This window comes from Acinetobacter lwoffii (assembly GCF_052078135.1).
GTDB lineage: Bacteria > Pseudomonadota > Gammaproteobacteria > Pseudomonadales > Moraxellaceae > Acinetobacter > Acinetobacter lwoffii_Z.
In genome coordinates, this window is record NZ_JBQGUZ010000004.1 from 172,441 (window position 1) to 197,699 (window position 25,259).

General features: G+C 42.8%; 21 protein-coding genes and 1 pseudogene. 11 read left to right on the plus strand and 11 right to left on the minus strand.

Annotated elements, in window-relative coordinates; all coding sequences use genetic code 11:
- Window positions 1-109 precede the first annotated feature (109 nt).
- Window positions 110-559 (minus strand): AceI family chlorhexidine efflux PACE transporter, encoded by a 450-nt coding sequence (locus tag ACTL4S_RS04360; RefSeq protein WP_005252200.1) that lies wholly within the window; start codon window positions 557-559, stop codon window positions 110-112.
- 98 nt (window positions 560-657) lie between these two features.
- Here ACTL4S_RS04360 and aceR point away from each other — a divergent pair, with 98 nt between their 5' ends.
- From aceR to ACTL4S_RS04380, 4 genes are all read left to right on the plus strand, one after another.
- Window positions 658-1,548 carry an HTH-type transcriptional regulator AceR gene (gene aceR / locus ACTL4S_RS04365; RefSeq protein WP_441298828.1) on the plus strand — a complete coding sequence of 297 codons (891 nt, stop codon included), beginning with the start codon at window positions 658-660 and terminating at the stop codon, window positions 1,546-1,548.
- Between the two features lie 89 nt (window positions 1,549-1,637).
- Window positions 1,638-2,615, plus strand: a complete 978-nt coding sequence (gene tal, locus ACTL4S_RS04370; RefSeq protein ID WP_441298829.1) for a transaldolase — start codon at window positions 1,638-1,640, stop codon at window positions 2,613-2,615.
- Between the two features lie 75 nt (window positions 2,616-2,690).
- Entirely contained in the window at window positions 2,691-3,350 is a 660-nt protein-coding gene (leuE, locus tag ACTL4S_RS04375) for a leucine efflux protein LeuE (RefSeq protein ID WP_312327428.1), read from the plus strand.
- Window positions 3,351-3,459: 109 nt separating this feature from the next.
- Window positions 3,460-4,635 (plus strand): benzoate/H(+) symporter BenE family transporter, encoded by a 1,176-nt coding sequence (locus ACTL4S_RS04380; protein WP_441298837.1) that lies wholly within the window; start codon window positions 3,460-3,462, stop codon window positions 4,633-4,635.
- 39 nt (window positions 4,636-4,674) lie between these two features.
- Here the strand turns inward: ACTL4S_RS04380 and ACTL4S_RS04385 are convergent, their stop codons facing one another.
- A complete protein-coding gene (locus ACTL4S_RS04385; RefSeq protein WP_005252206.1) occupies window positions 4,675-5,019 on the minus strand; it encodes an SMR family transporter in 345 nt (114 codons plus the stop codon).
- Between the two features lie 90 nt (window positions 5,020-5,109).
- Window positions 5,110-6,096 (minus strand): alpha/beta hydrolase, encoded by a 987-nt coding sequence (locus ACTL4S_RS04390; RefSeq protein ID WP_441298830.1) that lies wholly within the window; start codon window positions 6,094-6,096, stop codon window positions 5,110-5,112.
- A gap of 266 nt (window positions 6,097-6,362) precedes the next feature.
- Between ACTL4S_RS04390 and ACTL4S_RS04395 the strand changes: the two genes are divergently transcribed.
- Window positions 6,363-6,806 (plus strand): universal stress protein, encoded by a 444-nt coding sequence (locus ACTL4S_RS04395; RefSeq protein WP_004278834.1) that lies wholly within the window; start codon window positions 6,363-6,365, stop codon window positions 6,804-6,806.
- A gap of 136 nt (window positions 6,807-6,942) precedes the next feature.
- A complete protein-coding gene (locus ACTL4S_RS04400; protein WP_004278835.1) occupies window positions 6,943-7,389 on the plus strand; it encodes a universal stress protein in 447 nt (148 codons plus the stop codon).
- Between the two features lie 33 nt (window positions 7,390-7,422).
- Here ACTL4S_RS04400 and ACTL4S_RS04405 read toward each other — a convergent pair whose 3' ends face one another.
- Window positions 7,423-7,632, minus strand: coding sequence for a hypothetical protein (locus ACTL4S_RS04405; protein ID WP_441298831.1), 210 nt, complete (start codon window positions 7,630-7,632; stop codon window positions 7,423-7,425).
- A 215-nt stretch (window positions 7,633-7,847) separates the two neighbouring features.
- Entirely contained in the window at window positions 7,848-10,454 is a 2,607-nt protein-coding gene (pepN, locus tag ACTL4S_RS04410; RefSeq protein WP_441298832.1) for an aminopeptidase N, read from the minus strand.
- Between the two features lie 361 nt (window positions 10,455-10,815).
- Between pepN and ACTL4S_RS04415 the strand changes: the two genes are divergently transcribed.
- The 3 genes from ACTL4S_RS04415 (at window position 10,816) to thiM (ending at window position 13,275) form a co-directional block, all read left to right on the plus strand.
- The gene (locus ACTL4S_RS04415; protein ID WP_005252210.1) at window positions 10,816-11,073 is read left to right on the plus strand and encodes a hypothetical protein; all 258 of its coding nucleotides are present in this window, start codon (window positions 10,816-10,818) and stop codon (window positions 11,071-11,073) included.
- A gap of 161 nt (window positions 11,074-11,234) precedes the next feature.
- Window positions 11,235-12,395, plus strand: coding sequence for a hypothetical protein (locus tag ACTL4S_RS04420; protein WP_441298833.1), 1,161 nt, complete (start codon window positions 11,235-11,237; stop codon window positions 12,393-12,395).
- 40 nt (window positions 12,396-12,435) lie between these two features.
- The gene (gene thiM / locus ACTL4S_RS04425) at window positions 12,436-13,275 is read left to right on the plus strand and encodes a hydroxyethylthiazole kinase (protein WP_441298834.1); all 840 of its coding nucleotides are present in this window, start codon (window positions 12,436-12,438) and stop codon (window positions 13,273-13,275) included.
- Between the two features lie 583 nt (window positions 13,276-13,858).
- Here the strand turns inward: thiM and ACTL4S_RS04430 are convergent.
- Window positions 13,859-15,382: a TerC family protein gene (locus ACTL4S_RS04430; protein WP_180037400.1), complete on the minus strand. Its 1,524-nt coding sequence runs from the start codon at window positions 15,380-15,382 to the stop codon at window positions 13,859-13,861.
- 741 nt (window positions 15,383-16,123) lie between these two features.
- Here ACTL4S_RS04430 and ACTL4S_RS04435 point away from each other — a divergent pair.
- On the plus strand, window positions 16,124-16,588 hold the full coding sequence (locus tag ACTL4S_RS04435; RefSeq protein ID WP_004278843.1) for a MarR family winged helix-turn-helix transcriptional regulator: 465 nt from the start codon (window positions 16,124-16,126) through the stop codon (window positions 16,586-16,588).
- Window positions 16,589-16,665: 77 nt separating this feature from the next.
- On the opposite strand, the gene ACTL4S_RS04440 is transcribed toward ACTL4S_RS04435, so the two are convergent.
- The 5 genes from ACTL4S_RS04440 to ACTL4S_RS04460 all read right to left on the minus strand — a co-directional run bounded on the left by ACTL4S_RS04440 (window position 16,666) and on the right by ACTL4S_RS04460 (window position 23,773).
- Window positions 16,666-17,328, minus strand: coding sequence for an SOS response-associated peptidase family protein (locus ACTL4S_RS04440; protein WP_425879844.1), 663 nt, complete (start codon window positions 17,326-17,328; stop codon window positions 16,666-16,668).
- Window positions 17,329-17,420: 92 nt separating this feature from the next.
- Complete coding sequence (locus ACTL4S_RS04445) at window positions 17,421-18,869, minus strand: aldehyde dehydrogenase family protein (protein ID WP_441298835.1); 1,449 nt, start codon at window positions 18,867-18,869, stop codon at window positions 17,421-17,423.
- A gap of 128 nt (window positions 18,870-18,997) precedes the next feature.
- Window positions 18,998-21,163: a malate synthase G gene (locus ACTL4S_RS04450; RefSeq protein WP_180037406.1), complete on the minus strand. Its 2,166-nt coding sequence runs from the start codon at window positions 21,161-21,163 to the stop codon at window positions 18,998-19,000.
- A 366-nt stretch (window positions 21,164-21,529) separates the two neighbouring features.
- Window positions 21,530-22,681, minus strand: coding sequence for a cell division protein ZapE (gene zapE / locus ACTL4S_RS04455; protein WP_005106582.1), 1,152 nt, complete (start codon window positions 22,679-22,681; stop codon window positions 21,530-21,532).
- 84 nt (window positions 22,682-22,765) lie between these two features.
- Complete coding sequence (locus tag ACTL4S_RS04460) at window positions 22,766-23,773, minus strand: helix-turn-helix domain-containing protein (RefSeq protein ID WP_004645451.1); 1,008 nt, start codon at window positions 23,771-23,773, stop codon at window positions 22,766-22,768.
- A gap of 144 nt (window positions 23,774-23,917) precedes the next feature.
- Between ACTL4S_RS04460 and ACTL4S_RS04465 the strand changes: the two are divergent.
- A pseudogene (locus ACTL4S_RS04465) lies at window positions 23,918-25,155 on the plus strand (flavin-containing monooxygenase); the annotation flags it as partial.
- Window positions 25,156-25,259: the final 104 nt, after the last annotated feature.

Below are 25,259 nucleotides of genomic sequence, written 5' to 3' on the forward strand. Positions count from 1 at the left end.
AATTTTCAGCTAGGTTCGAGCATAAAAAATGAGGACTTGATCAAGTCCTCATCGCTGAATATTTCACCTTTCGCATTCTGAAAAGGGAGTCTGAACTGTGTGGTATTTTTTATGGCTTATTTGATGATGAGATTTTACGATAATCCGGCTCTTGCCCCAGTCTGGCTTCTAGATGATCATAAATCCACTGGAAAATAAAGGTATACACCAAGATACAAAGGGTCAAAGCCAAATCCAGCAGAAAGGCCTGAGCCAGACTCATGTGCAAGGCATAAGCCACCATCGGAATGGTCGCCAGCATCAAACCGCCTTCAAAGCCAATTGCATGGGCAATCCGCACTTTAATGGTTCTTTTCAAACGATGTTTTGCTTCAAATTTTTCAAAATAATGATTAAACAGCATGTTCCAGAGTACTGAAGTCACGGCCATAGCAATCCCGAGTGCACCGGTGACCTCAAGCGGCATATGCATCAATGTACTTAGCAGAACAGCGATCACGACCAGTAAAATGCCTTCATATAAAGCTGCATGAATCAACCTTCTTTTGGAAATTAACATATCAAATCAGCTCAATTCATTACATGATGCAAGAATTTTATTTCTTTAAATCTGACTATCCGAGTTAGAATCTATCAGTAAAAATGAAAGATAAAATTATGAATGTTAATCAGGAACAGCTGCTGATGTTTAAAACTGTGATGGAAACCGGTTCTTTCTCTGCAGCTGCCCGTCAACTGGGTAAAGTACCTTCCGCAGTCAGCATGGCCATTGCCAATCTGGAAATTGATTTAAATCTGGAACTGTTTCAGCGTATAGGTCGTGAACCGAAACCGACCGCACAGGCGCAAGTATTGTATGAAAAAACCCAGCAACTTCTGGTCGAAATGAATCAGTGGAAACAGCATGCTCAAGCCCTAAGTTCAGGCCTGGAATCTGAACTGAATATTGTAGTGGTTTCAGAATTACTGCATACGCGCTGGACCGATTATATCGTGTTACTGGAACAGGAATTTCCTGCACTGCAAGTCAATGTATTCAGTGCACCTCAGGAAGATGCACATCGTATGCTGTTTGAAGGTTCAGCGCAGCTGGCCCTGATGTTTGAACGCGAACAACTGGAAACACGGGAACAGTTTGTAGAATTAAAACGTGAGGTACTGGTCGCTGTAGTCGCTAAACAGCATCCCCTAAGTCAGTTCGATCGAGTCAGTTATGAACAGATTTTGCAAAACAGGCAGATTGTGGTGGCCAGTCGGGATCGCACCATTAAGCCGGAACTACTCTTTTCACGAAATTACTGGCGCACCGACAACCATCACTCGGCTTGCAGCATGATTCAGCAAGGTCTGGGCTGGGGCGTGCTGCCACTCGAAATGCTGAATGAGCAGCCACATTTGCAAGATCAGTTACAGGTTCTCAACCTGCTCGATTTCACCCCAAAGTTCGAATATTTTGTTGATCTGGTCTGGAGCAGGGAAACCCGATTAGGCACAGCTGCTCATTTTTTGATTAATCACTTGCGCAAACAACGCAAAACCGGGCATTAATCACAGAAATTCAACGACAGTCTACTTGGTAAACCGGCCATTTATGATATATAAGAAAGCATAAGCAATAACCATAGAACTAGATCGTAATGACATTAACTGCATTAAACCAATTAAAAAACTTGACGACCATTGTGGCAGACAGCAGTGATTTGAGTGCCATTGAAAAATTTCGTCCGCTTGATGCAACCACCAATCCATCGCTGATTACTGCAGCAGCGAAACAACCTGAAAATCAGGCCTTGATTGAAGCTGCTTTTCAGCAAGCCCAGCAAGAAGGCTATGCAGATGACGCCCTGATTGAACGAACCATTGATATTTTGACGGTCAAATTCGGTGTAGAAATCTTAAAACTCATTGAAGGCCGTGTTTCAACAGAAGTCGATGCTTTCCTGTCTTTTAATACTGAAGCCACGATTGCCAAAGCCAAAGAGTTGCTGGCACTTTATGCGCAATATGGAATTGATTCAGACCGCATCCTGATCAAGATCGCGTCTACCTGGGAAGGCATTCAAGCAGCAAAAGCACTGGAAGAAGAAGGGATTCATACCAACCTGACTTTATTATTTGGTCAGCATCAGGCCCATGCCTGTGCCGATGCCAAAGTGACTCTAATCTCGCCTTTTGTCGGCCGTATTCTGGACTGGTACAAAAAAGCTGAAGGCGTTGAGTCTTACCCGATTGAACAAGATCCGGGGGTCTTATCAGTTAAGCGTATTTATGAGTTCTATAAAGCACATGGTATTCAGACTGAAATCATGGGCGCCAGCTTCCGAAGTATTGATCAGGTACTGGGCTTGAGCGGCTGTGATCTGCTCACGGTAGCGCCAAATTTATTGGCCGAACTAGAAAATGATCAACGTGAAGTGCGAGCTCAACTCTCAGCCAAAGATATTCAAGTTCAAGGTGAACTCAGTCCAATCAGCCATGCCGATTTTGATGCACAATTGAAACAGGATCCGATGGCCAGTGAATTATTGCAAGGCGGCATTGACGGTTTCATTAAAGCCCGTGAGCAACTGGCTGCTTTATTACGTGAAACTTTCCTGAGTACCACTGAGATTTAAAGAAAATTTAGCAAATTTCTCCAAGCCGATGTTGCTATAATGCCGCATCGGCTTTTTTGTTCATGCGAGTTTTTCGTGTTTGGTATCACAGATCTAACGACCTTTATCATTGGAACCACGTTGATTGTGCTACTGCCCGGGCCGAATTCCCTGTATGTCATGTCGATTGCTTCGCGCTTTGGGATTAAGACGGGATATATGGGTGCCTTGGGGGTTTATACGGGCGATCTGATCCTGATTATATGTACAGCATTGGGAGCAGCTTCTTTACTGCATGCCTTTCCGGTACTGTTTATTGCACTGAAAGTTATTGGAGCGATCTATCTCAGTTACTTGGGTATCAAGCTAATCATTGCGGCCTACCAGACTTTCTTTCCGGAAAAGTCATCACAACGCGTCCAGATTAAAAAGACGACTCCAGATACGGTAGAATCTGTTCAGCCCTTTCGTACAGCGCTCACAATCAGTATTTTAAATCCCAAAGCGATTCTATTTTACCTGTCATTTTTTGTGCAGTTTGTCGACCCTGCCTATCCTTATCCTGCCCTGACGTTCACGCTTCTGGCTGTGATTTTGCAATTGATCAGTATGACCTATCTTTCAATTCTGATTTTTTCTGGTGTAAAACTGGCGTCCTATTTCAACAAAAATTATAAAGTGACTGCCAGCTGTGTCGCAGCGGTCGGGATCCTGTTTTGCGGTTTTGGCCTTAAACTGGCGACTTCAACTTTCTAGCAATGACCGGCTTCAAACCAGCAGACCTCTAGATAAAATTGTTAAAAACATTGTGTTGATACGTGAAAAGCGTATGATTTAAACGCATTTAAAAATAGTGTCATGGATGATGCCAAAACTTTTACAAGATCTCTCCTTTCCCGCCATCATGGCCGGTTTTATTACCTGCATGATTGGTATCAGTGTTTCTGCCGTACTGGTTATTGAAGCTGCGCAAAGCCTGGGTGCCAATCAGGCACAGATCAGTTCCTGGTTGTGGGCACTGGGTATCGGCATTGGAGTTTCCGGGTTTCTGCTTTCCTGGAAATATCGCTATCCGATTTCAACCGCCTGGTCGACTGCCGGTCTGGCGCTGGTCATTGCTTCTGCCGGTCACTATAGTCTGGGGGAAGCAATTGGCGCTTTTCTGATTTCTGGCATTCTGATCGCTTGTCTAGGATTTTTTGGAATTTTCGAGCGAATTTTCCAGTTTATTCCACAAAATTTGACCAGTGCCATGCTGGCAGGTGTCTTGCTGAAATTTGGTATCTCTGTGTTTGGTAGTTTGCAACAGTCATGGGAATTTGTGCTTTGTGTACTGGCGATTTATCTGGTTTCCAAAAAACTGAGTACGCGGTATAGCATCGTGATTACCGTGTTAATGGCTATTGCCCTTTGTCCGTTCTTTATTAATTTTACTATTCCACAGCTGAACTGGAGTATTGCCCAGCCGGTATGGATTACACCTGAATTTAGTTTGCAGGCTGTTTTAGGATTAGCCTTACCGTTAATGGTGATTAATCTGGCATCGCAATACCTGCCTGGCTTGGCCGTCATCAAAAGTTATGGTTATCCCCCGAAAGTAAATTCTATTCTAGGCTGGACGGGTATTACACAGACGATGTTGGCACCATTTGGCTGTTTTAGTGTCAATCTTGCCGCAATCAGTGCGGCGGTCAGCCTGGATGTCCAAGCGCATCCTGATCCGGCCAAACGTTATATTGCCGGTATGAGCTGCGGCCTGTTTTATATCCTGATGGGTTTTTTTGCTGCGACCTTGACCAGTGTACTAATGGCTTTTCCGGGGATTCTGATTACAGTATTGGCAGGCATTGCCCTGTTTGGCACCATTGGCCACAATATCGCGCTGGCTTTTCAGGACAGTCATGACCGTGAAGCAGCACTGATGACATTCCTGTTTAGCGCCTCTAATATCCAGTTTTTTGGTATTGGCTCCGCTTTTTGGGGACTGCTACTTGGTCTGATAGTTTATTTAATGTTTAAGCTTAAACCGCAAGTGGCATAAGCTTATTGTAGAAATGAGGCAGCTACCTTGTCTGCCTTTTTAATGCCCTGCAGTCTGGGAAAACAGGTTAATCACCACCACACCGGAAATGATCAGTGCAATCCCGATAAAAGCGGGCAAATCTAGCGCCTGCTTAAAGATCACATAGCCTGCGATTGCCGTAAGAACGATGCCTACTCCCGCCCAGATTGCATATGCAATGCCTAAGGGGATTACTTTAATCACCTGAGACAGCAAATAAAACGCAATACAGAATAAAACGACTACTGCCAGAGATGGCCATAATCGGGTAAAGCCTTCAGACTTCACCAGAAATGTTGATCCAGTCACTTCGGCAATAATAGCCAATGCCAACAATAAATATGCCCATGACACAGGATTCATTTTTTAAACTCCAAACTATTTTTCAATGATTGCTGTCGGGACGATCTGACACGATCAATCTTGAGAGATTCATTTTGCACAGTTTTCTCTTCACGGGGAAAGCTGATGTAAAAAATCCAGGGTTTTGACAAAAGTTTGCTGACTTTCCTTTTTGCCCATAAAAAACTGATATTCATGAATGAGCCAGGCCTTAGACTCTGGATAAAATATTTCAGTCACAGGAATCTGCTGTTCCTTCAAAGCTTTTACAAATGGTAGCGACTGAGTATCGGTCAGGAAGTCCTTATTCCCACCACTGATCAGGACAGGTGGATAAGACGGCGTAATATACTGAATCGGAGAAATCTGCTTTAAAAACTCGGCATCATATTTACGCTCGCCGGTATAAGCCTGAATCAGGTTAAAGACACCCCATTCGATAATTTTCATTTCTTCAGGTGCTGTGCTGGCAAATGCTTCCAAGTCATAAATTCCACAATGCAAGATTAAACCTTTAAGCTGCGTAGGTTGCAGATGAGGCTGAATACCGGATTGGTCGGCAAATACAGGATTGGTCAAAAGCGCGGCGTAATGGCTGGCCATATTCGCCCCGGCAGAATCTCCGGCCAGATATAAGTTCTGGGCATCGATTTGGTAGGTGTCTGCATAGGTATCGAGAAATTCAAGTGCCTGATTGATCTGGTGTAACTGGCTTGGATAGGTCACTTGTGGCGCAAACTGATATTGCACGGATACCACGTTATAGCCCTGTGCCGCCAGCAGCTTGAAATAACCCCGTGCATGTTCTTTAGAACCTGAAATCCAGCCGCCGCCATGAATCCAGACAATGGTCGGTCGTGGGCCAATACTGGCAATATTCTGCGGCTGATACAGATCCAGAGATAATTTCTGTTGCGGCGCATAGGCAATATTCTGCTGCACGATAACCGCACTAGGTGCATAACGATCCATCACTTTTTGCTGCAAGCCTGTGGTCAGGTTAAAAGCACCGGCAATGACTTTACTGTTCTGTGCGGTCTGACAGCCGGAAAGAATAACTGAACTTATGAGCAAAAGATGAATGGCAAAAAACCTCAAAACTGTCCCCTATACATGATCTAAAAACAGGCTACGGCAGTTTAAACTATCCTGCTGCAAACAAGGACTATTCATCCTCTTATTTTTGATCACTAAAACTGCAATTCCGAGTTTTTTACTCTGTTTTTTTCATCAATTTTACATGAAAAATATTTGTAATTTAATGAGTTTTTTCAATTTTACCGCTTTTTTGCAATTGCACCCGCCACAGCACTGTGCTATCAATAAACCAAGCCTAAAAATCAGACAACCTGCGGAGAAAAGCCATGGCCTATCAACATATTTTAGTCCCAGTGGACGGTTCAGAAATTTCCTTTTCTGCAGTACGACATGCTGCCAAAATTGCCAAGGCATTTGGTAGTCAGCTTTCCCTGATCAGCCTGATCGCAGAAGATCCTTTTACCGAGGCTGATTTCTATTACAGCTCCTCTATCATGAAGGAATATTTTATCGAGGCACATGCCAATGCCAAAAAGGCCTTGAAAGAAGCCACTGCCATCGCAGCCGGTGAAGGTATTGAAGCGCAATCCCGCATTGTCACAGGTTTAGTCAATGCAGAACATATTGCTGAAACCGCGGGTGAGGTGAAAGCCGACCTGATCGTCATGGGTTCTCATGGCCGTAAAGGCTTCCAGAAAATGATTCTGGGCAGCTTTGCACAAGATGTATTGGGTGCGAGTGAAATTCCCGTACTGATCGTGAAAAAATAATCCTGATGCTGCGCATCTTCAAGATGCGCAGTACTTGCTACTTTTACATTTGAACCTCTAGCAAAACATGCTGTGGAGATTTACTCGCTTAAACCACACTCCCCCTTTACTGCAATAATAAATATGAGGAAGCACCATGAATAACTATGATCATCTTCTCGTAGCACTCGATGAGTCCTCGATTTCCTATGCTGCCGCAGATCATGCCCTGGAACTGGCCAAAGTATTTCATAGCCATGTCACTTTACTCAGTGTGATTGCGGTAGATCCCTTTAAGGGCGTAGATTTTTACAAAGTTGCTCCAGCAGTCACAGATTACTTTATGCATGCAGAACAAAATGCACTTGATCGTTTAAATGAACTGAAACTGAACTTTGTTCGTGATGGCATCCAGGTGACGACAAAAATCCTGCATGGCATGGCGCCGTCAGAAGGCATTATGCAGGCTGCAAATGAATCCCCGACCGATATGATCATTATGGGTTCACATGGTCGTAAGGGTCTGCAAAAACTCATGCTGGGCAGTGTCGCTCAGAATGTTCTGGCACTTTCCTCTATTCCAGTCCTCATCGTCAGACAATAAGATGCTTGATCAAAGCCTGTATGATGCAGGCTTTTAGCGAAGTTTTTGATTTAACTCACTTAAGAAAATTTCAGCATCAAGCTGGTTTTGAAATACTTTTTTGTATTCTCCGACCTGCTGAATGGAATGCGGCGTATATTGAATGGAGATTTCAAGTAAGCCATTTTCAGGATTCTTGCTGACATGTACGGCAATAATATGCTGGCTATTTAAATAAAAACCATCTTCAATTTTCACTAACATATCTTGGACAACCTCTAGTAAGCGAATCTGTAGATCCCTTTACCTAGCTTACAGCTTAATAAACAAATACTCTTTTCCGTATAATCATACTGTAACACCCTTTAGTACTTACCTAAGCCTTTAGAGAAATTCAACTGTATTTAAAGCCAGCGTTTGAAATAAACAGGAAATAAAAAACCGGATCAGGTCGATCCGGTTTTTTATGAATATTGATGTTATACGCTGAGCATACTATTGAGTGTCTCAGACACATTTTTAGATTTAACCAGTGGCTTTAAGGTTTCAAGCTGTGCTTTCACTTCACTGCGTTGCGGTTCTGCCAAGGTATACCAGCGTGACAATACCTGTAGCAAACGTGAGCCTACAATCGGATTTTTCTCGTCCAGATATTTTGCCAGTCCAATAAAATGCTGCACGCCAAAGCTCCAGGTATTGACCGGATTAGCATTCAGCCCCCCGCTCACTGCACGGATACGGTTAGGCACAGCCAGATCATAATCCGGATGCTGGGTCAGATACGCAATCGTTGCATCCGTTGCTTTTGGATGTGCTGCCTGAACCATAAACCATTGGTCTAAAGACAAGGCTTCATCTTCAAAGCAGCTATAGAAATCTGCCAGAGCTTCTTCTGCTTGTGGTGCATCATTCCAGACCAAGACTTTCAGCGCACCCAAACGTTCAGACATATTGCCTGTATGATACTGCTCATAGGCCAAGTCAAAGGCAGATGCATCTCCCTGACGTGCGATCATCGTCAGCATGATGTTTCTTAAAGCACGTACACCCATCGCTTGCGAGAATTCAGATTGCAGATCAGGATCCAGATCAAGATACGTCTCTTTGGCTGTTTCACCAAAGGCACGGGCCAGTGTATGCAGCAAAGCCTCACGCTTTTCCTGAATCAGAACCGGATTATAGTCCTGATCAATACGGCTGCCCAAATAACCTTCAGACGGTACATCAAACAGACGTGATGCCAATAGCGGATCTTTTTCTATCACACCCGGCAAGGTATTAAGCATAGCCTCGATATAAATTTCTGCAGGCTGGTCATCCAGCAAGATACGCTCGAGTAAGGTCTGAGTTGCTTGCCACTGGTTAAAACCATTGGTCTCGTATTGCAACAGGAAAGCCAGTTCTTTTTCTGAATAGTCAAAGTCCAGATTCACTGGTGCAGAGAAATTACGCAGCAAGGACACCACCGGTTTTGCTGTCACACCGCTAAATTCAATCGTGGCTTCATCCTGATCAAACAGATACACACCATCTTTGACGCCATTTTCAAAGAGTGCCTCAGAGTTCAGCGTTAGCTGCTCACCGGTTTCAGCATCAAACAATGCCAAAGCCACTGGAATGGGTACGGCTTTCAGATTTGGATATTTAGCATGGGTTTTCAGGCTTTGCTTAAAGCTGAGGCGATAGATTTGTGTCTCTACATCATATTCAGCTTTTGCTTGAAGTTTAGGTGTACCCGGCTGATTGTACCAGGTCAGGAAGTTTGAAAGATCCACACCTGAACCTGCTGTCAGTGCAGCCACCCAATCCTCAACTGTTACTGCTTGACCATCATGACGGCGGAAATATTCATCTGTACCCTGGCGGAATTTTTCCTTACCGAGCAAGGTCGCCATCATGCGGTTAATTTCAGCCCCTTTTTCATAAACAGTGGCAGTATAGAAGTTGTTAATTTCTACAAAATGATCTGGACGCGGCGGATGTGATAGCGGCCCTGAATCTTCCGGGAACTGATGTGCTTTCAGAACTGCTACATCATCAATACGCTGTACCGCAGCCGATTGTAAATCTTCCGAGAAAGACTGGTCACGGAATACAGTCAAGCCTTCTTTCAAACATAACTGGAACCAGTCACGACAGGTAATCCGGTTACCAGTCCAGTTATGGAAATATTCATGTGCAATGACTGACTGCACTCGCATGATTGCGGCATCAGTGGTGTACTCTTCATCGGCCAGCACGCATGAAGTATTGAAGATATTCAGACCTTTATTTTCCATGGCACCCATGTTGAATGCACTGGTCGCCACAATCATGTAGTTATCCAGATCATAAGGCAGACCATAATGCTCTTCATCCCAGCGCATGGAATGTTTGAGCGCTTCCATGGCAATCTTACATTTTGGAATATCTTTTTCTTCTGCGTAGATTTCCAGAGCCACATTGCGGCCTTCTGACGTGACATAAGAATCTTTCATCACTGCCAAATCACCAATGACACAGGCGAACAAATAGCTCGGTTTCTTGGTTGGATCCTGCCACACGGCATAGTGACGCTTTTCATCTACTTCACCGGTTTCCAGCAGGTTACCATTCGCGAGCAAGACCGGATATTTCTTGTCTGCCTCTACACGCGTTGTAAAGACCGACAACACATCAGGACGGTCTGGATAGAAAGTAATTTTACGGAACCCTTCTGGTTCATTTTGGGTCACAAACAGATCTGAACTGGCCTGATATAAACCTTCCAGCATAGTATTACTTTCAGGATGAATTTTAACCACGATTTCAAGCGACACTTGATCAGGCACATTGGCAATCACCAGTTGTTCAGCATCAAGATGGTAGTCTCTGTCATTCAGGGGTTGACCATTTAACCGGATCGATTGCAGTTCCAGATCGCGGCCAAGCAGAACCAGATCGCCAGCAGTCTGACGCTGCATCTCCAGCTTGCTGCTGACCAGACTGTGGTCACTGTAGACTTGAATATTCAGGTCTACAGAATCGACGACAAAGGAAGGTTTTTGATAGTCTTTTAAATAAATGGTTTGATCCGCTTCGATCACCGGGTTTGCCGCAATATTCATGTCCTGTCCTAATCTTTTATCGTGTTCGACATTGTTCATGTCAAAATCATACGCCAAGTTTGAAACGCTGTCTGTGCATTTGTATTGTCAGATCTAATATGGGCATTTCATGCACCACTTTCAATGCATTCTGCCTAAATGGGCAGCACTCGGCTCTACATAAGAAATATCTGTGCCATAAAAATAGTCAGAATCATAATTTCTTACATTTTCATAAATAACTGATTTAAAAATATATAATTTTATTTGCAGAGTACCGCATAAATGCAGATTAAAAAATGAGCACACTTATTGCTACAGTTAAACTGTGTTTTTCCACACTTCCAATGAAAGAATAATGATAACGATGATGAGGTGAGTCATGTATTTAAAACAGCATGTAATACGGATCGAAAATATTAAAACTCTGCAGACCCTGGATCAGGCCAATATTGATCATAAAGTGATTGCACTGTTGATGAGCTGTGAAGGTATTCCGCTTCAGGCTCATGAAGTGACTGCCATTCTCAACACCTACGATGCACTGGGTACCAAAAAAGTTCCCTCTAAAAAGGTTCAGGCCTTAATTCATGCCAAACATCGCGGCGAGGAGGACGACACATTACCCTGCCCGGTTTAAAAAGTGTCATTTCATGTTTTTAAAATCAGAGCTACTTCGGTAGCTCTTCTGCTGTTTGGGTGACTATTTTTGATTTAGAAAAATTGCACCAGTCCACTACGTTTGCATCTCATCAGCCGTGTATAATCAAATGCCCGTCCATTCTAGAGTTGCTCGCGACCATGGTATTCAGTGTTCTGCAAAAACAGCTTGATGAAAGTACCCACTGCCCGCTATGTAAGGCATCGATGTATTGGATTGAGGCAGAACAATATGATCAGGAGCTGAGCTATCATGAATGTAGCCATTGCCAGCATCAGCTTTATTCCGATCAAAAGCACAATTGTTATTGTGAACACTGTCTGGCGCAGCGCAAACGCATGCTCAAGGAAGTCCGTTTACAGGAAAACCGTCAATATCATAAAAAGCAGGATCGGCCGGTTCTTGAGCTGAATCAGCTCAGTTTTATCAATAAACTGTTTTTACTTGCACTTCTGGATGAACAGGTGCAGGAATATAGCCAGCACCGCGAATATATTGACTGGCATCAAATTCGATATTATTCCATCAGTCCCAATTATCTGTTCCAACATGGTCTGGTGAAAAGCCTGATCCGGGATCAGGTTCTGATTCCCAAAGATCTCCAGCAGGAAAATCAGCATTATTATATTAATGTCCGACTGGATGGCTATTCTGAGCCCACCCTCTTCAGCATTACCCAGCAGCTGCGCAATTGGTTTTACCAAAACCTGAGCCAAGGTGTGCCCTTTAAAAGTGCAGATGAAGTCAAAGATGCACTCTATTGCCTGCTGTATGAGGAAATCATTCAGTTTGCCCAATTCTATTGCCGTAGCTGGAATGTGCAGATCGCCGGAAATCAGAGCTTTCAGACCTTTTGCTATCGTCTTTTGGATGTACTGGCTGTAGGCCAGATTTATTATCTGGTACAAACGGGACTTGAATATCTGTACAAACAAAAAGCCCTCAAGCCTCGCAATGAAAACTTTATTAATACCAATCTGCTGAAAAAAACCTTGCAGCAGTACCGCGAACGTTCAGTTACAGAAAAATGGGAAACCTCTACCCTGCCGCGTCCACCGCAACTGGCATTCAGCAAGATGAGCGAAATCCTGTTTTATCGGTTTTTGGGCTATGATGAAAATATCTTCTTTCAGCCAGTCTGGCGTTCGTGGCAAAAAATCGAACCTCGCCTGAAATTCTACTCCCAGAAACGTTGTATGCACTGTGGCTCACAGGAACTGTCGGTGGATTATGATGCCAGTGATTATGTCAGCCTATTCTGTCGTAGCTGCAAGCATCAAGACCACTATTTTACCCGCTGACCGAATACAACGAATCTTTCTCTTCTTCTAAATAACCATTATGACGACTTCTACGCAAGCACTACAGCAAACGCTTCTGGATCAGATCTGTGAGGCCTGGTTGAAACTTCAGCAACAGCAGCCCCTGGTACATATAATGACCAATACGGTGGCCAGTAACTATGTCGCCAATATTGTACTGGCTGCACATGTTTCTCCGGCCATGATCGACAATCCTTTTGAAGCTGAAAGTTTTGCCAAGATTGCAGCAGCAATCAGTCTGAATCTGGGTACACCAACTACCGAGCAGGTTCAGGCGATGCAGATTGCTGCGAAAACTGCACATCAATTGCAAAAACCGTGGGTGCTTGATCCGGTCGGTTATGGAACAGTTCTGCGCTGGCGTTCTGGCGTCGTAGATCAGTTGATGCATTCCCAGCCTACGATTTTACGAGGCAATGCTTCTGAAATTGGTGCTTTGGCTGGCAAGCAGATCGAGTCCAAGGGTGTAGACAGCACAGTAGACAGTGCGGATGTTTATTTACAGGCGCGAAGTTTGCTGGATCATTGTGAATGTATCGCGATCTCCGGTGAATCCGATTATATTATTTCGAAAGACTATCCTGTGATACAGGTGTCAGGCGGTTCTGCTTTACAGCCCCGAATCACGGCGATGGGATGTGCACTCGGGGCACTAATTGCTGCCTATAGTGCAGTAACGTCCCCAGCCCTTGCTGCATTGACTGCGCATGTACATTTTGCAATTGCCGGTCAATTGGCATTTGAACGTGCGCAACAGTTAGGCTGTTTTAATGTCGCCTTTCTGGATGAAATCCATCAACTCAATACTGAAACAATCCGACAATACGCCAACTTTAAAATTCTGCCAGAATCCATTTAGTTTACGGGTCACTTCATGGGTGTTTATTCTCTTTAATAGATAAACATCCCTATTTAGATTGATCCTACTCATTTGCTTTATTGATCTCCTTAGAAATGTTTTGTCTAGCTCTTTCGGAGATCATTTTTGAGTCGTTTTATTCTGAACTGAGTAGGCTTCATGCAACTTATCTGGCGATTTCCACACAAACGGTTTCCATTTTACTTAAGATCTGTTTGCATCATGCAAATCTAGTTCATGTGAATTGTAGTTCAATTTTTTGTCAGTATTTAAATATGACTTTTAAGTTTTGATTAACAGGTTACATGAATCAATATTTGAAGCCTGATCATGCTTATTTTTGATTGCTGATTTGACTTTTTCGGCTTTAAAATTTCAGTGCAATACTGGGATATTTAGCTCAATCTAGAACATGAATGATAGTATGAATAGACTGATAAAACTCAGTTCGAACAATGAGCTAACATTATTTCTATCTAAATTTTTTAATGAGCCCAACTCAGAAAATGCATTAAAAAAGCCAGCTGCCACTAAAGCAACTGACTTTTAGAATTTGAACAAATAACGTATTTAAAACACCTGTTTAAACTGCGTAATGAATGCTGACCGACTTGATACGATTGCTTTCAATTTCAGTGACTTTGAACTGTACACCCTGATAATTTAACTCGGTGCCAACTTCAACCGTACTGTTGGTTTTATCCAGAATCAAACCCGCCACACTGATATAACCGGCATCTTCATCAATCAGATCAATCATGCCAAGCTCAAGCTCAAGCTGATAAAGATCTAACATGCCCGATGCAATCCAGTGCGTATCATCGATTTTAACTAGATCTAGCTGTTCGTCTGCATCCGGGAATTCACCAGCAATTGCTTCAAATACATCTAGCGGTGAAATCAGACCCTGTACATTACCAAACTCGTCACTCACCAAGACCAAAGAACCTTTAGAAGTACGCAAGGTATTAATCGCGTCAATAACTTTCATCTTTTCAAAGATATAAATTGGGCGATGACGTTTAATCAGTGCTTTTAATTCTTCCGGCTCTTCCAGTACATCCAATAATTCTTTGGCACGTACTACGCTAATCACCTTATCTAGGCTACCGCGACATACCGGGAACAGACTGTGTGGAACAGACAGAATTTTTTCACGGATCTGTTCTGGGCTATCTTCCAGATCAACCCATGAAATCTGACCGCGCGGCGTCATGATCGAAGCGACTGAACGCTCTGCAAGGGTAAGCACCCCACCAATCATATAGCGTTCTTCATCTGCAAAGGTTTCTTGTGCCTGATTATTTTGACTGTCGGTCGTCTCTAGCTTGCCACCCATTAACTTCAGGATCGAGTCAGCCGTACGATGACGCAAAGGAATCTTGGATTCATGTTTAGCAGCATTACGCTGACCGAACTGGTTGAATGCTTCGATTATGATCGCAACACCAATACCTGAATAGATATAGCCTTTTGGAATATGGAAACCAAAACCTTCTGCAATCAGGCTGATACCAATCAAAAGTAGGAAGCTTAAACACAGAATCACCACGGTTGGATGGCGATTCACAAAGTTGGTCAATGGTTTCGATGCCAGTAGCATCACGCCCATTGCGACAATCATGGCAGCCATCATGACATAAATATTGTCGACCATACCAATGGCGGTAATCACTGAATCTAAAGAGAAAACAGCATCTAAAACAACAATCTGTGCAACAACAGCAGTGAAACTTGCATATACCACATTGGTAGACACTGTGACTTCAGGTTTACCTTCAATCTTTTCATGCAGCTCAGTAACGGCCTTATACACCAGGAACAAGCCACCAAATAACAAGATCAGGTCCCGACCGGAGAAGGTCCAGTCAAACACAGTAATCAATGGTTGTGTCAAAGTGACCAACCAGGCAATGGCAAATAACAGGCCTAGACGCATGAATAATGCGAGAGACAAACCAATAACACGTGCTTTATCGCGTTGTTCAGGAGGAAGTTTTTCAGCCAGAATGGCAATGAAGACTAGGTTATCAATACCTAAAACAATTTCAAGAATAATAAGAGTAATTAAACCTACCCAGATTCCGGGATCTAATAAAAATTCCATTAGAGAATGACCCCGTTCGAGTAAGCTAGAAATAAAGATGGAAGATCAACGCACGGCGAGGGATCCATTAAAATTTAACCTATGCAACTTAAGACTATTCCATTATGCATAAACTGAGTATTTTGTAATGTATTAATTTACAAAAAAATTACATGATCATGATTTTATTGAGACTTTTATGACCAACTGATTGATGCTGAAACTGATTAATTTTAATTTTTTCTACATCATGTATTCGAATTGAATTAAAAATAAACAGAATTTAGTTTGATTAGGCCATTACTTTTAAGGTCACTTAAAGATTAGAGCATAAACTATTTTTTATTGAAAGAACAATCACTTAAAAATATAGTTGTAAATAATCATTTACTATATTGACTAAAACCACTCAATCACCCTATATTTCTTAAATCGATTAATTTATTGAAATACAATTATTTGCATTAAAACCTATTCAGACAGGCTGCTTAAGAACAATAAAAAGTCTTGGAAAACATTTCTACTCACGAAATACATAATGAGGAATTAAATTTATACAAAATATTATCGCCTTTCATCCGATTTTAAAGAACAATCTTCGCGCCAGATAAGGCTCACATGCAGAACTGATCAACTCCTTGGGATGTTAAGCAAAACTAAAAAGTGTTAGCGCTTTAACATTTTTAAAATAAAGGTTGAAATATGCATAAACTTTTTCATAAAATGAACGGGCCCTAGAAAAATAAATACAAGGAACATTTCATGACTAAGAAATATGCAAAATTTTTGCCGTGTACGGAAGAATTTAATTTAGAAAACTTTCCATATTATTGGGTAACTCAGGTTCATGCTCAATACGTCGTTAATGTCGATCATGCACTAAAAAAGTATGGTGTTGACAATTCCCGCCGCCGCATCCTTCTTGCACTAAAAGCCAAACCGCATGCCAGTGTTTCTGATTTGTCAGAGATGGTTGTTTCTAAAATGTCGACCACGACTAAAATTGTCTACCGCTTAAAAGACGAAGGTCTGGTTGAAACCTATTCATGTGAGGATGACGCACGGATTACCCGAGTATTTTTGACTGACAAAGGCATGCAAATGACACATAAGATCAATGATCTGACCAATGTCGTACTGGAACAGTCATTTGAAGGCCTGACGCCTTTGCAAATTGAAAAAACCATGGAAAGTTTACGTCATATTTTCAAAAATTTAGCTCGTTAAAGACCTACTTTTTATTTTAAATAGACGCTGGCGAATTGGCGCATACTTTATAATAATAAATAATTCGCCAGAGCTTTCTAAAAATCAAAAAAGTTCAGTTGTGGACTGACTTTTTTGATTTTTTCTTTTGGTACATGTGAGCATTCAAAATCTTCTACCGGAAAGCCCTCTACAAAGCTACGAATATCCGGATGCCTTAGCGTTAGCCATTCTTGCAGTCGCTGCTGTGGAATCACAATAACCGAGCGTTTGATATTACCCGGCTCATGAAACTCCTTCATCATGGGATGGTCAATTGCATCCATGGTAATCATACTGGCAGAGCGTACAATTTCCCCTTGTACCCGAGCAATCTCATACACAGCTGCAATAAAAGTCGCCTGACCATCTTTACGTCTTACACCCCAACGCTGCGGTTTATTGTCAAAATATTTGGACTCATAAAATTCCGATACCGGAATGACGCCAAAATGACATTTGGCGGTGGCTTCAGCGAAGGTGGGCCTTTGCAGTAAGGTTTCATTTCTGGCGTTATAGGTCTTGGTACCTATAGTTTTGTCTTCTGCCCATTTCGGAATGAGTCCAAAATTCACGGAACGCCATTCCAGTCCTTGAGCTGAATGAAACAAAAGCGGTGTAGCATAATTGGGATAGACCTCCTCTGGATATTCAAAAGGAATTTCTGGCAATCCCAGATTATGCAACTGCTCTAAGGTTAAAGGCTTAAAATTGGCGCACATGGTTCATATATGTAAATCATTCGACCATAACATTATACCGTGATGCCAAGTCGAAGCCTGTCGTATTTCTATAGTTTTAGGCGCGTTGACTGTTATGAATTCGGTACCGTCAACCAATGTGTCCGGGTAAACTCTTCAAAAATCCAGCGACCATTGAAACGACCCAATCCTGAATTTTTCTCGCCGCCAAAGGGTGCATTTGACTGGTCTGCCACACTAATGCCATTAATATGTGTCATACCGATATCCAGTTGTGCGGCAAACGCGCTGCCTCGCTCGATGTTTGAAGTACATACTGCACTGGATAAACCAAACTCGGTCGCATTGGCCAGGTTTAAAGCATGTGCTTCATTCCGGGCTTTTAAGATAGGTAAAATCGGACCGAAGCTTTCTTGCTGCGCCAGATCGGAATCTTCCGCGACATCAATAAAAATATGCGGATAGACCAGATTCCCTTCAATTCCTCCTTCATACACCAGTTGTGCGCCCTGCTCGCTGCCCGTTTGAATGATCTGTTGATGCTTTTTAACCTGACTCTGGTTAATGATCGGACCGATCATGGTATCTTCCAGATTTGGATCACCCACCGGAATCATTTTGATCCGATCCAGAAGCTTATCTACATAGGCATCATGAATAGAGGCATCGACAATAACCCGATTGGTACTCATGCAAATTTGTCCCTGATGCATAAAACGCCCCATCAGCGTCAGTTCAACTGCTAGATCAAGATCGGCATCATCCAGAATGACCAAAGGCGCATTGCCACCCAGTTCAAGTGCCAGACGTTTGATGCGGGGACTAGCCAAGGCTTTGCTACCGACACTTTTCCCCACTTCAGTCGAACCGGTAAATGAAATCATTTTCGGCACTGAATGCTCAACAAAATAATCCCCGATTTCACTGCCAGCACCGGCAACAATATTCAGTGTACCTGCAGGCAAACCTGCTTCTTCAAATAGCTTGCCGATTAAGGTGCCGCCAGTCACCGGCGTATCACTGGCCGGCTTCAATACAACGGTATTGCCACAGGCAATTGCAGTTGCCACTGAACGTAAGGATAAATGAAATGGAAAGTTCCATGGACTAATGACAGCAATCACGCCTAAAGGCTTACGCAAAACTAAACTTTTACGTGCTGGATCTTTGCTTTCCAGCTGTTCAGTTTGGATCTGATCTGGAAAAGCCAGACTTTCCAGAATGATGCCCAGAGCAGCATCTACCTCAACGCCAGCTTTAATACGTGTACTGCCTGATTCAATAATCAGCCAGTCAATGATTTCATCACGACGCTGCTGAATAATTGTGATCACATTTTGCAACACTGTCTTTCGTACTTCAGTGGAATTCAAAACACCCTGCTGAAAAGCCTGCTCTGCTGCGGTATAAGCACTGTCTACATCGACAGAACTGGCAGCTGCCATGCTAAAAATTTCGCTCTGGGTATAGGGATTGATATTTTTTATTGTTCTGGTTGAAGTCCCGCCTTGCCACTGGCCATGAATAAATTGCTGATCTAAATTTTGATATACTGTTGTCATTTTATTGTTTCCTCGCATGCTTTGCCCCACTTTAAGAGTTCGGCTGGAAAATTTCTAGTCAGAACGACAGCGGCTTACCATTAGACAATAAAAAAGCCTCCGAAGAGGCTTTTTTAAGCTAGACAGGATTAGTCACCTGTATAACCTTTTAACTTTAAACGCGCTGCGTGCAGAAGCGGCTCGGTATAACCTGATGGCTGCTCACCACCTTTAAAAATCAGGTCAGATGCTGCCTGGAACGCAATATTGTTGGCAAAGTCAGCAGACATTGGCGTATACAGTGGATCATTGGCATTTTGCTCATCCACAATTTTCGCCATACGTTGCATCACTTCTTCTACTTGCTCACGACTTACGATACCGTGACGCAACCAGTTCGCAACGTGTTGTGAAGAAATACGTAGAGTCGCACGATCTTCCATTAAACCGACATCATTGATGTCTGGCACTTTAGAACAACCTACACCCAAATCTACCCAACGAACGACATAACCCAAGATACCTTGACAGTTATTTTCGAGTTCTTTGGTTTTTTCTTCTTCAGACCAGTTGGTGTCTTTCGCCAATGGCGGTGTCAACAAATCATCCAGAGATAAAGGTTGAGTCGACAATAGCTCTTGCTGACGGTCTGCAACATTAATCTGGTGATAGTGAATCGCGTGAATCACCGCACCTGTAGGTGATGGAACCCATGCACAGCTCGCCCCCGCTTCAGGATGTTCAGTTTTGGTTTTGTACATGTCAAGCAGCATGTCTGGCTTTGGCCACATGCCTTTACCAATTTGTGCTTTACCACGTAAACCTGCTTGCAGACCAATCATCACGTTACGGTTTTCATAAGCCGGGAACCAGATTTGGCCTTTTACTTCGCCTTTACGAACGAATGGACCAGCTTCCATAAAGGTATGGATTTCATCACCGGTACGGTCCATAAAACCTGTATTGATAAAGATGGTACGATCTTTGGCTTGTGCAATACAGTTCTTCAAGTTCACAGAAGTACGGCGTTCTTCATCCATAATCCCGATTTTTAAAGTTTTTGCAGGTAAGCCTAGTGCCTGTTCTGCACGTTCAAACAATTCAACGGCAAATGCCACTTCTTCAGGACCGTGCATTTTCGGCTTAACGATATACATTGAACCTTGACGCGAGTTCTTGATGGTGTTTTCACCTTTGATATCTGCAAAAGACAATAATGGCGTAACCAATGCATCCATGATGCCTTCATAGATTTCTGCGCCATCTACCAGAATCGCAGGGTTCGTCATTAAATGACCAACGTTACGCAGCAACATCAATGAGCGGCCATGAACTTTAGTTTCACCACCTTCTATATTTTTGAAAGTGCGGTCTTCATTCAGTTTACGGGTAACAGTTTTACCGTTTTTCTCAATAGACTCTTCTAAAGTACCTTTCATCAGGCCTAACCAATTACGGTAGCCTTCCACTTTTTCTTCAGCATCAACGGCTGCAATCGAGTCTTCCAAGTCCTGAATGGTCGTAACTGCCGCTTCAAGAACGACGTCTTTTACGCCTGCTGCGTCAGTTTGACCAATCGAACTATTGGCATCAATCTGGATGATTGCGTGCAAGCCATTATTTTTAAGTACGATTTCAGTCGGTGCTGAAGCTTCGCCATTGTAACCAACGAATTTAGCGGCATCTGCCACAGTTGTTTTTGAACCGTCTTTTAGGGTAACAACCAGTGCATTAGCTTCAACTGCGTATTGAGTTGCGTCTGCGTGCGAACCTTGTGCCAATGGGAAAGTTTCGTCGAGGAAATTCTTTGCAAATGCGACAACTTTTTCACCACGTTTCGGGTTATAGCCTTTGCCTTTTTCCGCGCCATCTTCTTCAGAGATGACATCGAAACCATAAAGTGCATCGTACAAAGAACCCCAACGTGCGTTTGCAGCGTTCAGGCAGTAACGTGCATTACGTACCGGTACCACCAACTGTGGACCTGCCAGTACTGCAATCTCTTCGTCTACATTTTCAGTGCTGATTTGAAAATCTTCTACTTCTGGTAACAAGTAGCCAATTTCAGTCAAGAAAGCTTTGTAAGCTTGTAATTCAAATGTGTTATTGCGGTGCCATTCATCAATTTTCGCCTGAATGTCATCACGCTTAGCCAAAAGTGCTTTATTTTTAGGGCTAAGATCAACAACGACTTGTTCAAAGTTTTTCCAGTATGTTTCGCTGTCTAAACCAGAACCTGGTAGTGCTTCATTTTCGATGAAATCGTAAAGTTCTTTAGCAATCGCTAACTTGCCTTTTTGAATACGTGCAGTCATTGTCTTTCCTGATATTGCTACTTTTTATACAAGAGATTCTAGTATACCGATTAAAATCTAGCTGAATAGTATTATCACATTGCTAAATACTGAGCATTTTTTCAATATGAATACCCTCATAAACATATTTGATCTTTGTCAGTTGCAAATAGATATCATTCTGCTAAATACCTTAATGACAGTGTATAAAGTTTTCGAAATGTAGAAATTAGACTTAAGTTCAGATTTTCGAGTAAAAATTATGCATTCTAGTTATACACGATCATATTTAGATCAAGATTAAGCCATGTTTAATCAGGCTTGTCGATAATTTAAGTCCCTATTTTTATAAAAAAAAGCGCTGGTAAATGACCAGCGCTTTTATGGTTACTCTGCGTTCACGGAGGCGATTTTCTCAATCTGGCGATGTTCAGAATTCAGGTATTCATCCGACTGCATTTCCAGCAAACGGGAACGGGTCCGTTCAATTTCAAAGGCCAGTTTTTCACCCTGGTAAATATCCACGATATTATCTTCTGAGGTTAAGAGTAACTTGACGCCGCGGTCATAAAATTCATCGACCAGATAAATAAAACGGCGTGTTCCATCATTCAGAAAATCGGTCAGGTGTGGCACATTGCTGACCAAAACCGTATTATAAATATTGGCGATTTCAATAAAATCAGCCGGACTGCGTGGCTTTAAACACAGTTCAGAAAATTCACACCACAATACATCTTCAGTATGTGACACGGTTTCAACAATACGGTTGTTGATAATAATCGGCTCTTCAGAACAGGTCTGAGTCTGGGTCAAGGCGCTAAAACGTTGAGCAATCCAGTTTTTATGATCATGTGTTAACGGGAATTTAAACAGTTGTGCCTGTTTCAAAACCCGTAGACGGTAATCGACTCCGGCATCGACATTTAAGACCACACAGTTTTTCTTGACCAGTTCGATGGTAGGCATAAAACGGTCACGGTGAATGCCGTTCTTATATAAACCGTCCGGTGCGATATTCGAAGTAGCGACCAAGGTGATACCACGTTCAAACAGCTTCTGGAACAGATCGCTCAGGATCATTGCATCCGTCACGTTAGACACAAAAAATTCATCAAAACAGATGATGACCGCTTCTTTATAAATTCGATCCGCCACGATATCTAGCGGATTACGCTGTCCGGATAATTTGTTTAACTCACGATGCACATGCTGCATAAAATGGTGAAAATGCATCCGGGTTTTACGGCGAAACGGAATCGAATCGTAAAACTGATCCATTAACCAAGTTTTTCCACGCCCCACACCACCCCACATGTACACCCCTTTCGGAGATGTCTGACGGCGAAAGCGGCGAAATGCTTTTTTCGATGCCTTAAAACGCTGAATCAATTCCAGCCAGACACGATTCAGTTCATGTACTGCCATTGCCTGTGCTTCATCAGGCATAAACTGTCCCGAAGAGATCGCTTGTGCATAACGTTCTGCAGGAGAAATCGGACTAAAAGCGGTGCTGTGCTGTGAATTAAAATCGGACATAGAATTTCGTACTATTTGGGATCAATTTAATTATAGCGGAGTTTAATCAACACGCTATAACACTTTGGCATAAACTAACTTAGGCTATTTTATATATTGCCGAGGACTTTGCCCAAACCAGCGTTTAAAGGCATGGTTAAAAGCGGCCGGCTCGGAATAGCCTAATAATTCTGCAATCATTTCAATCGAATACTGTTTATATTCAATCAGTCGCAAAGCCTTATCTTTAATAATTTCTTCGCGAATCTGCTTATAACTGGTATCACACTGCTGTAACTGATGCCGCAAGGTTCGTTCCGGAATATTCAACGCCTGTGCCGTTTCAGCCATGCTCGGCATCAGGCCGCTTTGGATTTCCAGATAATCCTGCACACGCTGCACCACAGTCGGCGTCTGCTCATCCTGTTGCAAACGCTCCAGTTCAGCCAGACATTTGGCTTCATAGACAGCAAAAGTGACCGCATCTGCAGAAGGAATTTTAATATCCAACACTGCTTCATCAAACCAGAATGCTGCCCGAGATGCATCAAACTGTACCTGTGTTCCATAATAATCATGATAGACCTTTAAGGTATTCAGATCTTCTGGATAGGCAAATGGCAACTCGATCCGCAAATCAGGTTTGGATAAGCCCATCAATTTGTAGATTTCCCGGATAAACTTAAACGTTCCGGAAATCTCTGCCTGTGCCAGCAACATTCTCAAATGATCATCCTGCTGCTTGGCTCGATAACATAGCGCGCTATGATGCTCGCTTTGCTGCAAGGCCAACTGACCGGTCAAATGCGTCAACTGCTGAAAACGGATCACCTGATTCAATGCATCACGTACCGTAGGACTGGTCACCAGCAACATGAGTAAGGGACCATAACCTGCCAAAGCATAATGCTGGCCAATCAATAATCCCTGTTCAGGTTGGATTTCCTGTCCCACCACCTTAAGCACATCATGTTCCAGACTCGGATGGATCACCGAGCTTGGATCAAAGGCATCTACACGCAGCCCAATGTTTTGCAGTTTCTGATCGACCTCCATGCCAGCCTTGCGCATTCCTTGAATCAAATACATCAGACTGAGAACAGAACGTTTCATAACCATACAAATACAATGTGATTGCTCTAGTTGTACTATAAAAATAATGTGTCGGCTATTGCCGTTTAGATCAATTTTCTGTCTAATCACCAGGGAGCAAATTACGATAAATATCCAACATTAAAATAAGTAAGGAATGTAGTGATGCTAGATCATGCCACCGCTACACGCTCCCCCCCCCTCATACCAAAGTTGCCATTATTGGAGCTGGTTGCGGAGGGATTGCCATGGCAATACGTTTACAACAGCATGGTATTTATGATTTTATTATTCTTGAAAAAGGTAGCGATTTTGGCGGAACCTGGCGGGACAATCAGTACCCTGGAGCAGCCTGTGATGTGCAATCACATTTATATTCCTTGTCATTTGCTCCAAAAAGTAATTGGTCCAAACGTTATGCGGAAGCACCCGAGATATTTTCTTATATTCAGGATCTGGTGACCGATTATAACCTGCGTGCTTTTTGCCGTTTAAATACCGAAGTACTGGCAGCACATTACCAGGCAGAACGCTGTCTATGGCAATTACAGCTACAGGATCAAAGTATCCTTGAAGCCCAGTTTGTTATATTCGCTTCCGGACCTTTACATATTCCGCAAATCCCAGATATTCTCGGTATTGAGAAATTCCAAGGCAAAGTCTTTCATTCTGCGCAATTGGATCACACTTATGACCCGACTGGCAAAAATGTCGCATCGATTGGGACAGGTGGCAGTGCCATTCAATATATTCCGGAAATTGCCCCGCAATGCAAACATCTGTATGTCATGCAACGTACTGCGGCCTGGGTCATTCCTCGTGATGAACACGCCTACCCGAATTTTGAAAAGAAACTCTTTAAAAAATATGACTGGTTTCGAAAGTTACATCGCACGCGCCTATATTGGTCAAATGAATCGCGTGTGGTACCGATTGTCAAACCGGGTATTATGAAATTCACCCAAAAACTGGCAGAACTATTCATTAAATATGAGGTCAAAAACCCTGAATTGGCCAAAAAACTGACTCCCGATTACATCATGGGCTGTAAACGCATTCTGGTTTCAAACCGCTACTTTCCGACTTTTAACCGCCACAATGTAGAACTAGTGACCGAGAAGATTCAGGAACTGACTGAACACAGTATCATTACACAAGATGGAAAAGAGCGGCCGATTGACTGTCTGATTTATGGCACTGGATTCATTACCGATCCGCGCATCTATATGAAGAATTTTCAATGTACCGGGCTCGATGGCGTAGAACTGAATGAAGTCTGGAAACAAGGCGCTGAAAGTTATCTTGGCATTTGCGTGAAAGACTTCCCAAACCTGTTTCAATTATTGGGCCCAAATACCCTATTGGCACACAACTCTGTCATTTTTATGATTGAGGCCTCTGTACACGACAAAAATAGATAACTCATTGAAATAATGTCACAATAATTGTTTTCTAACGACGAATACTATGACACATCTCAATGAGTTATATCTTATCTTAAACAAAT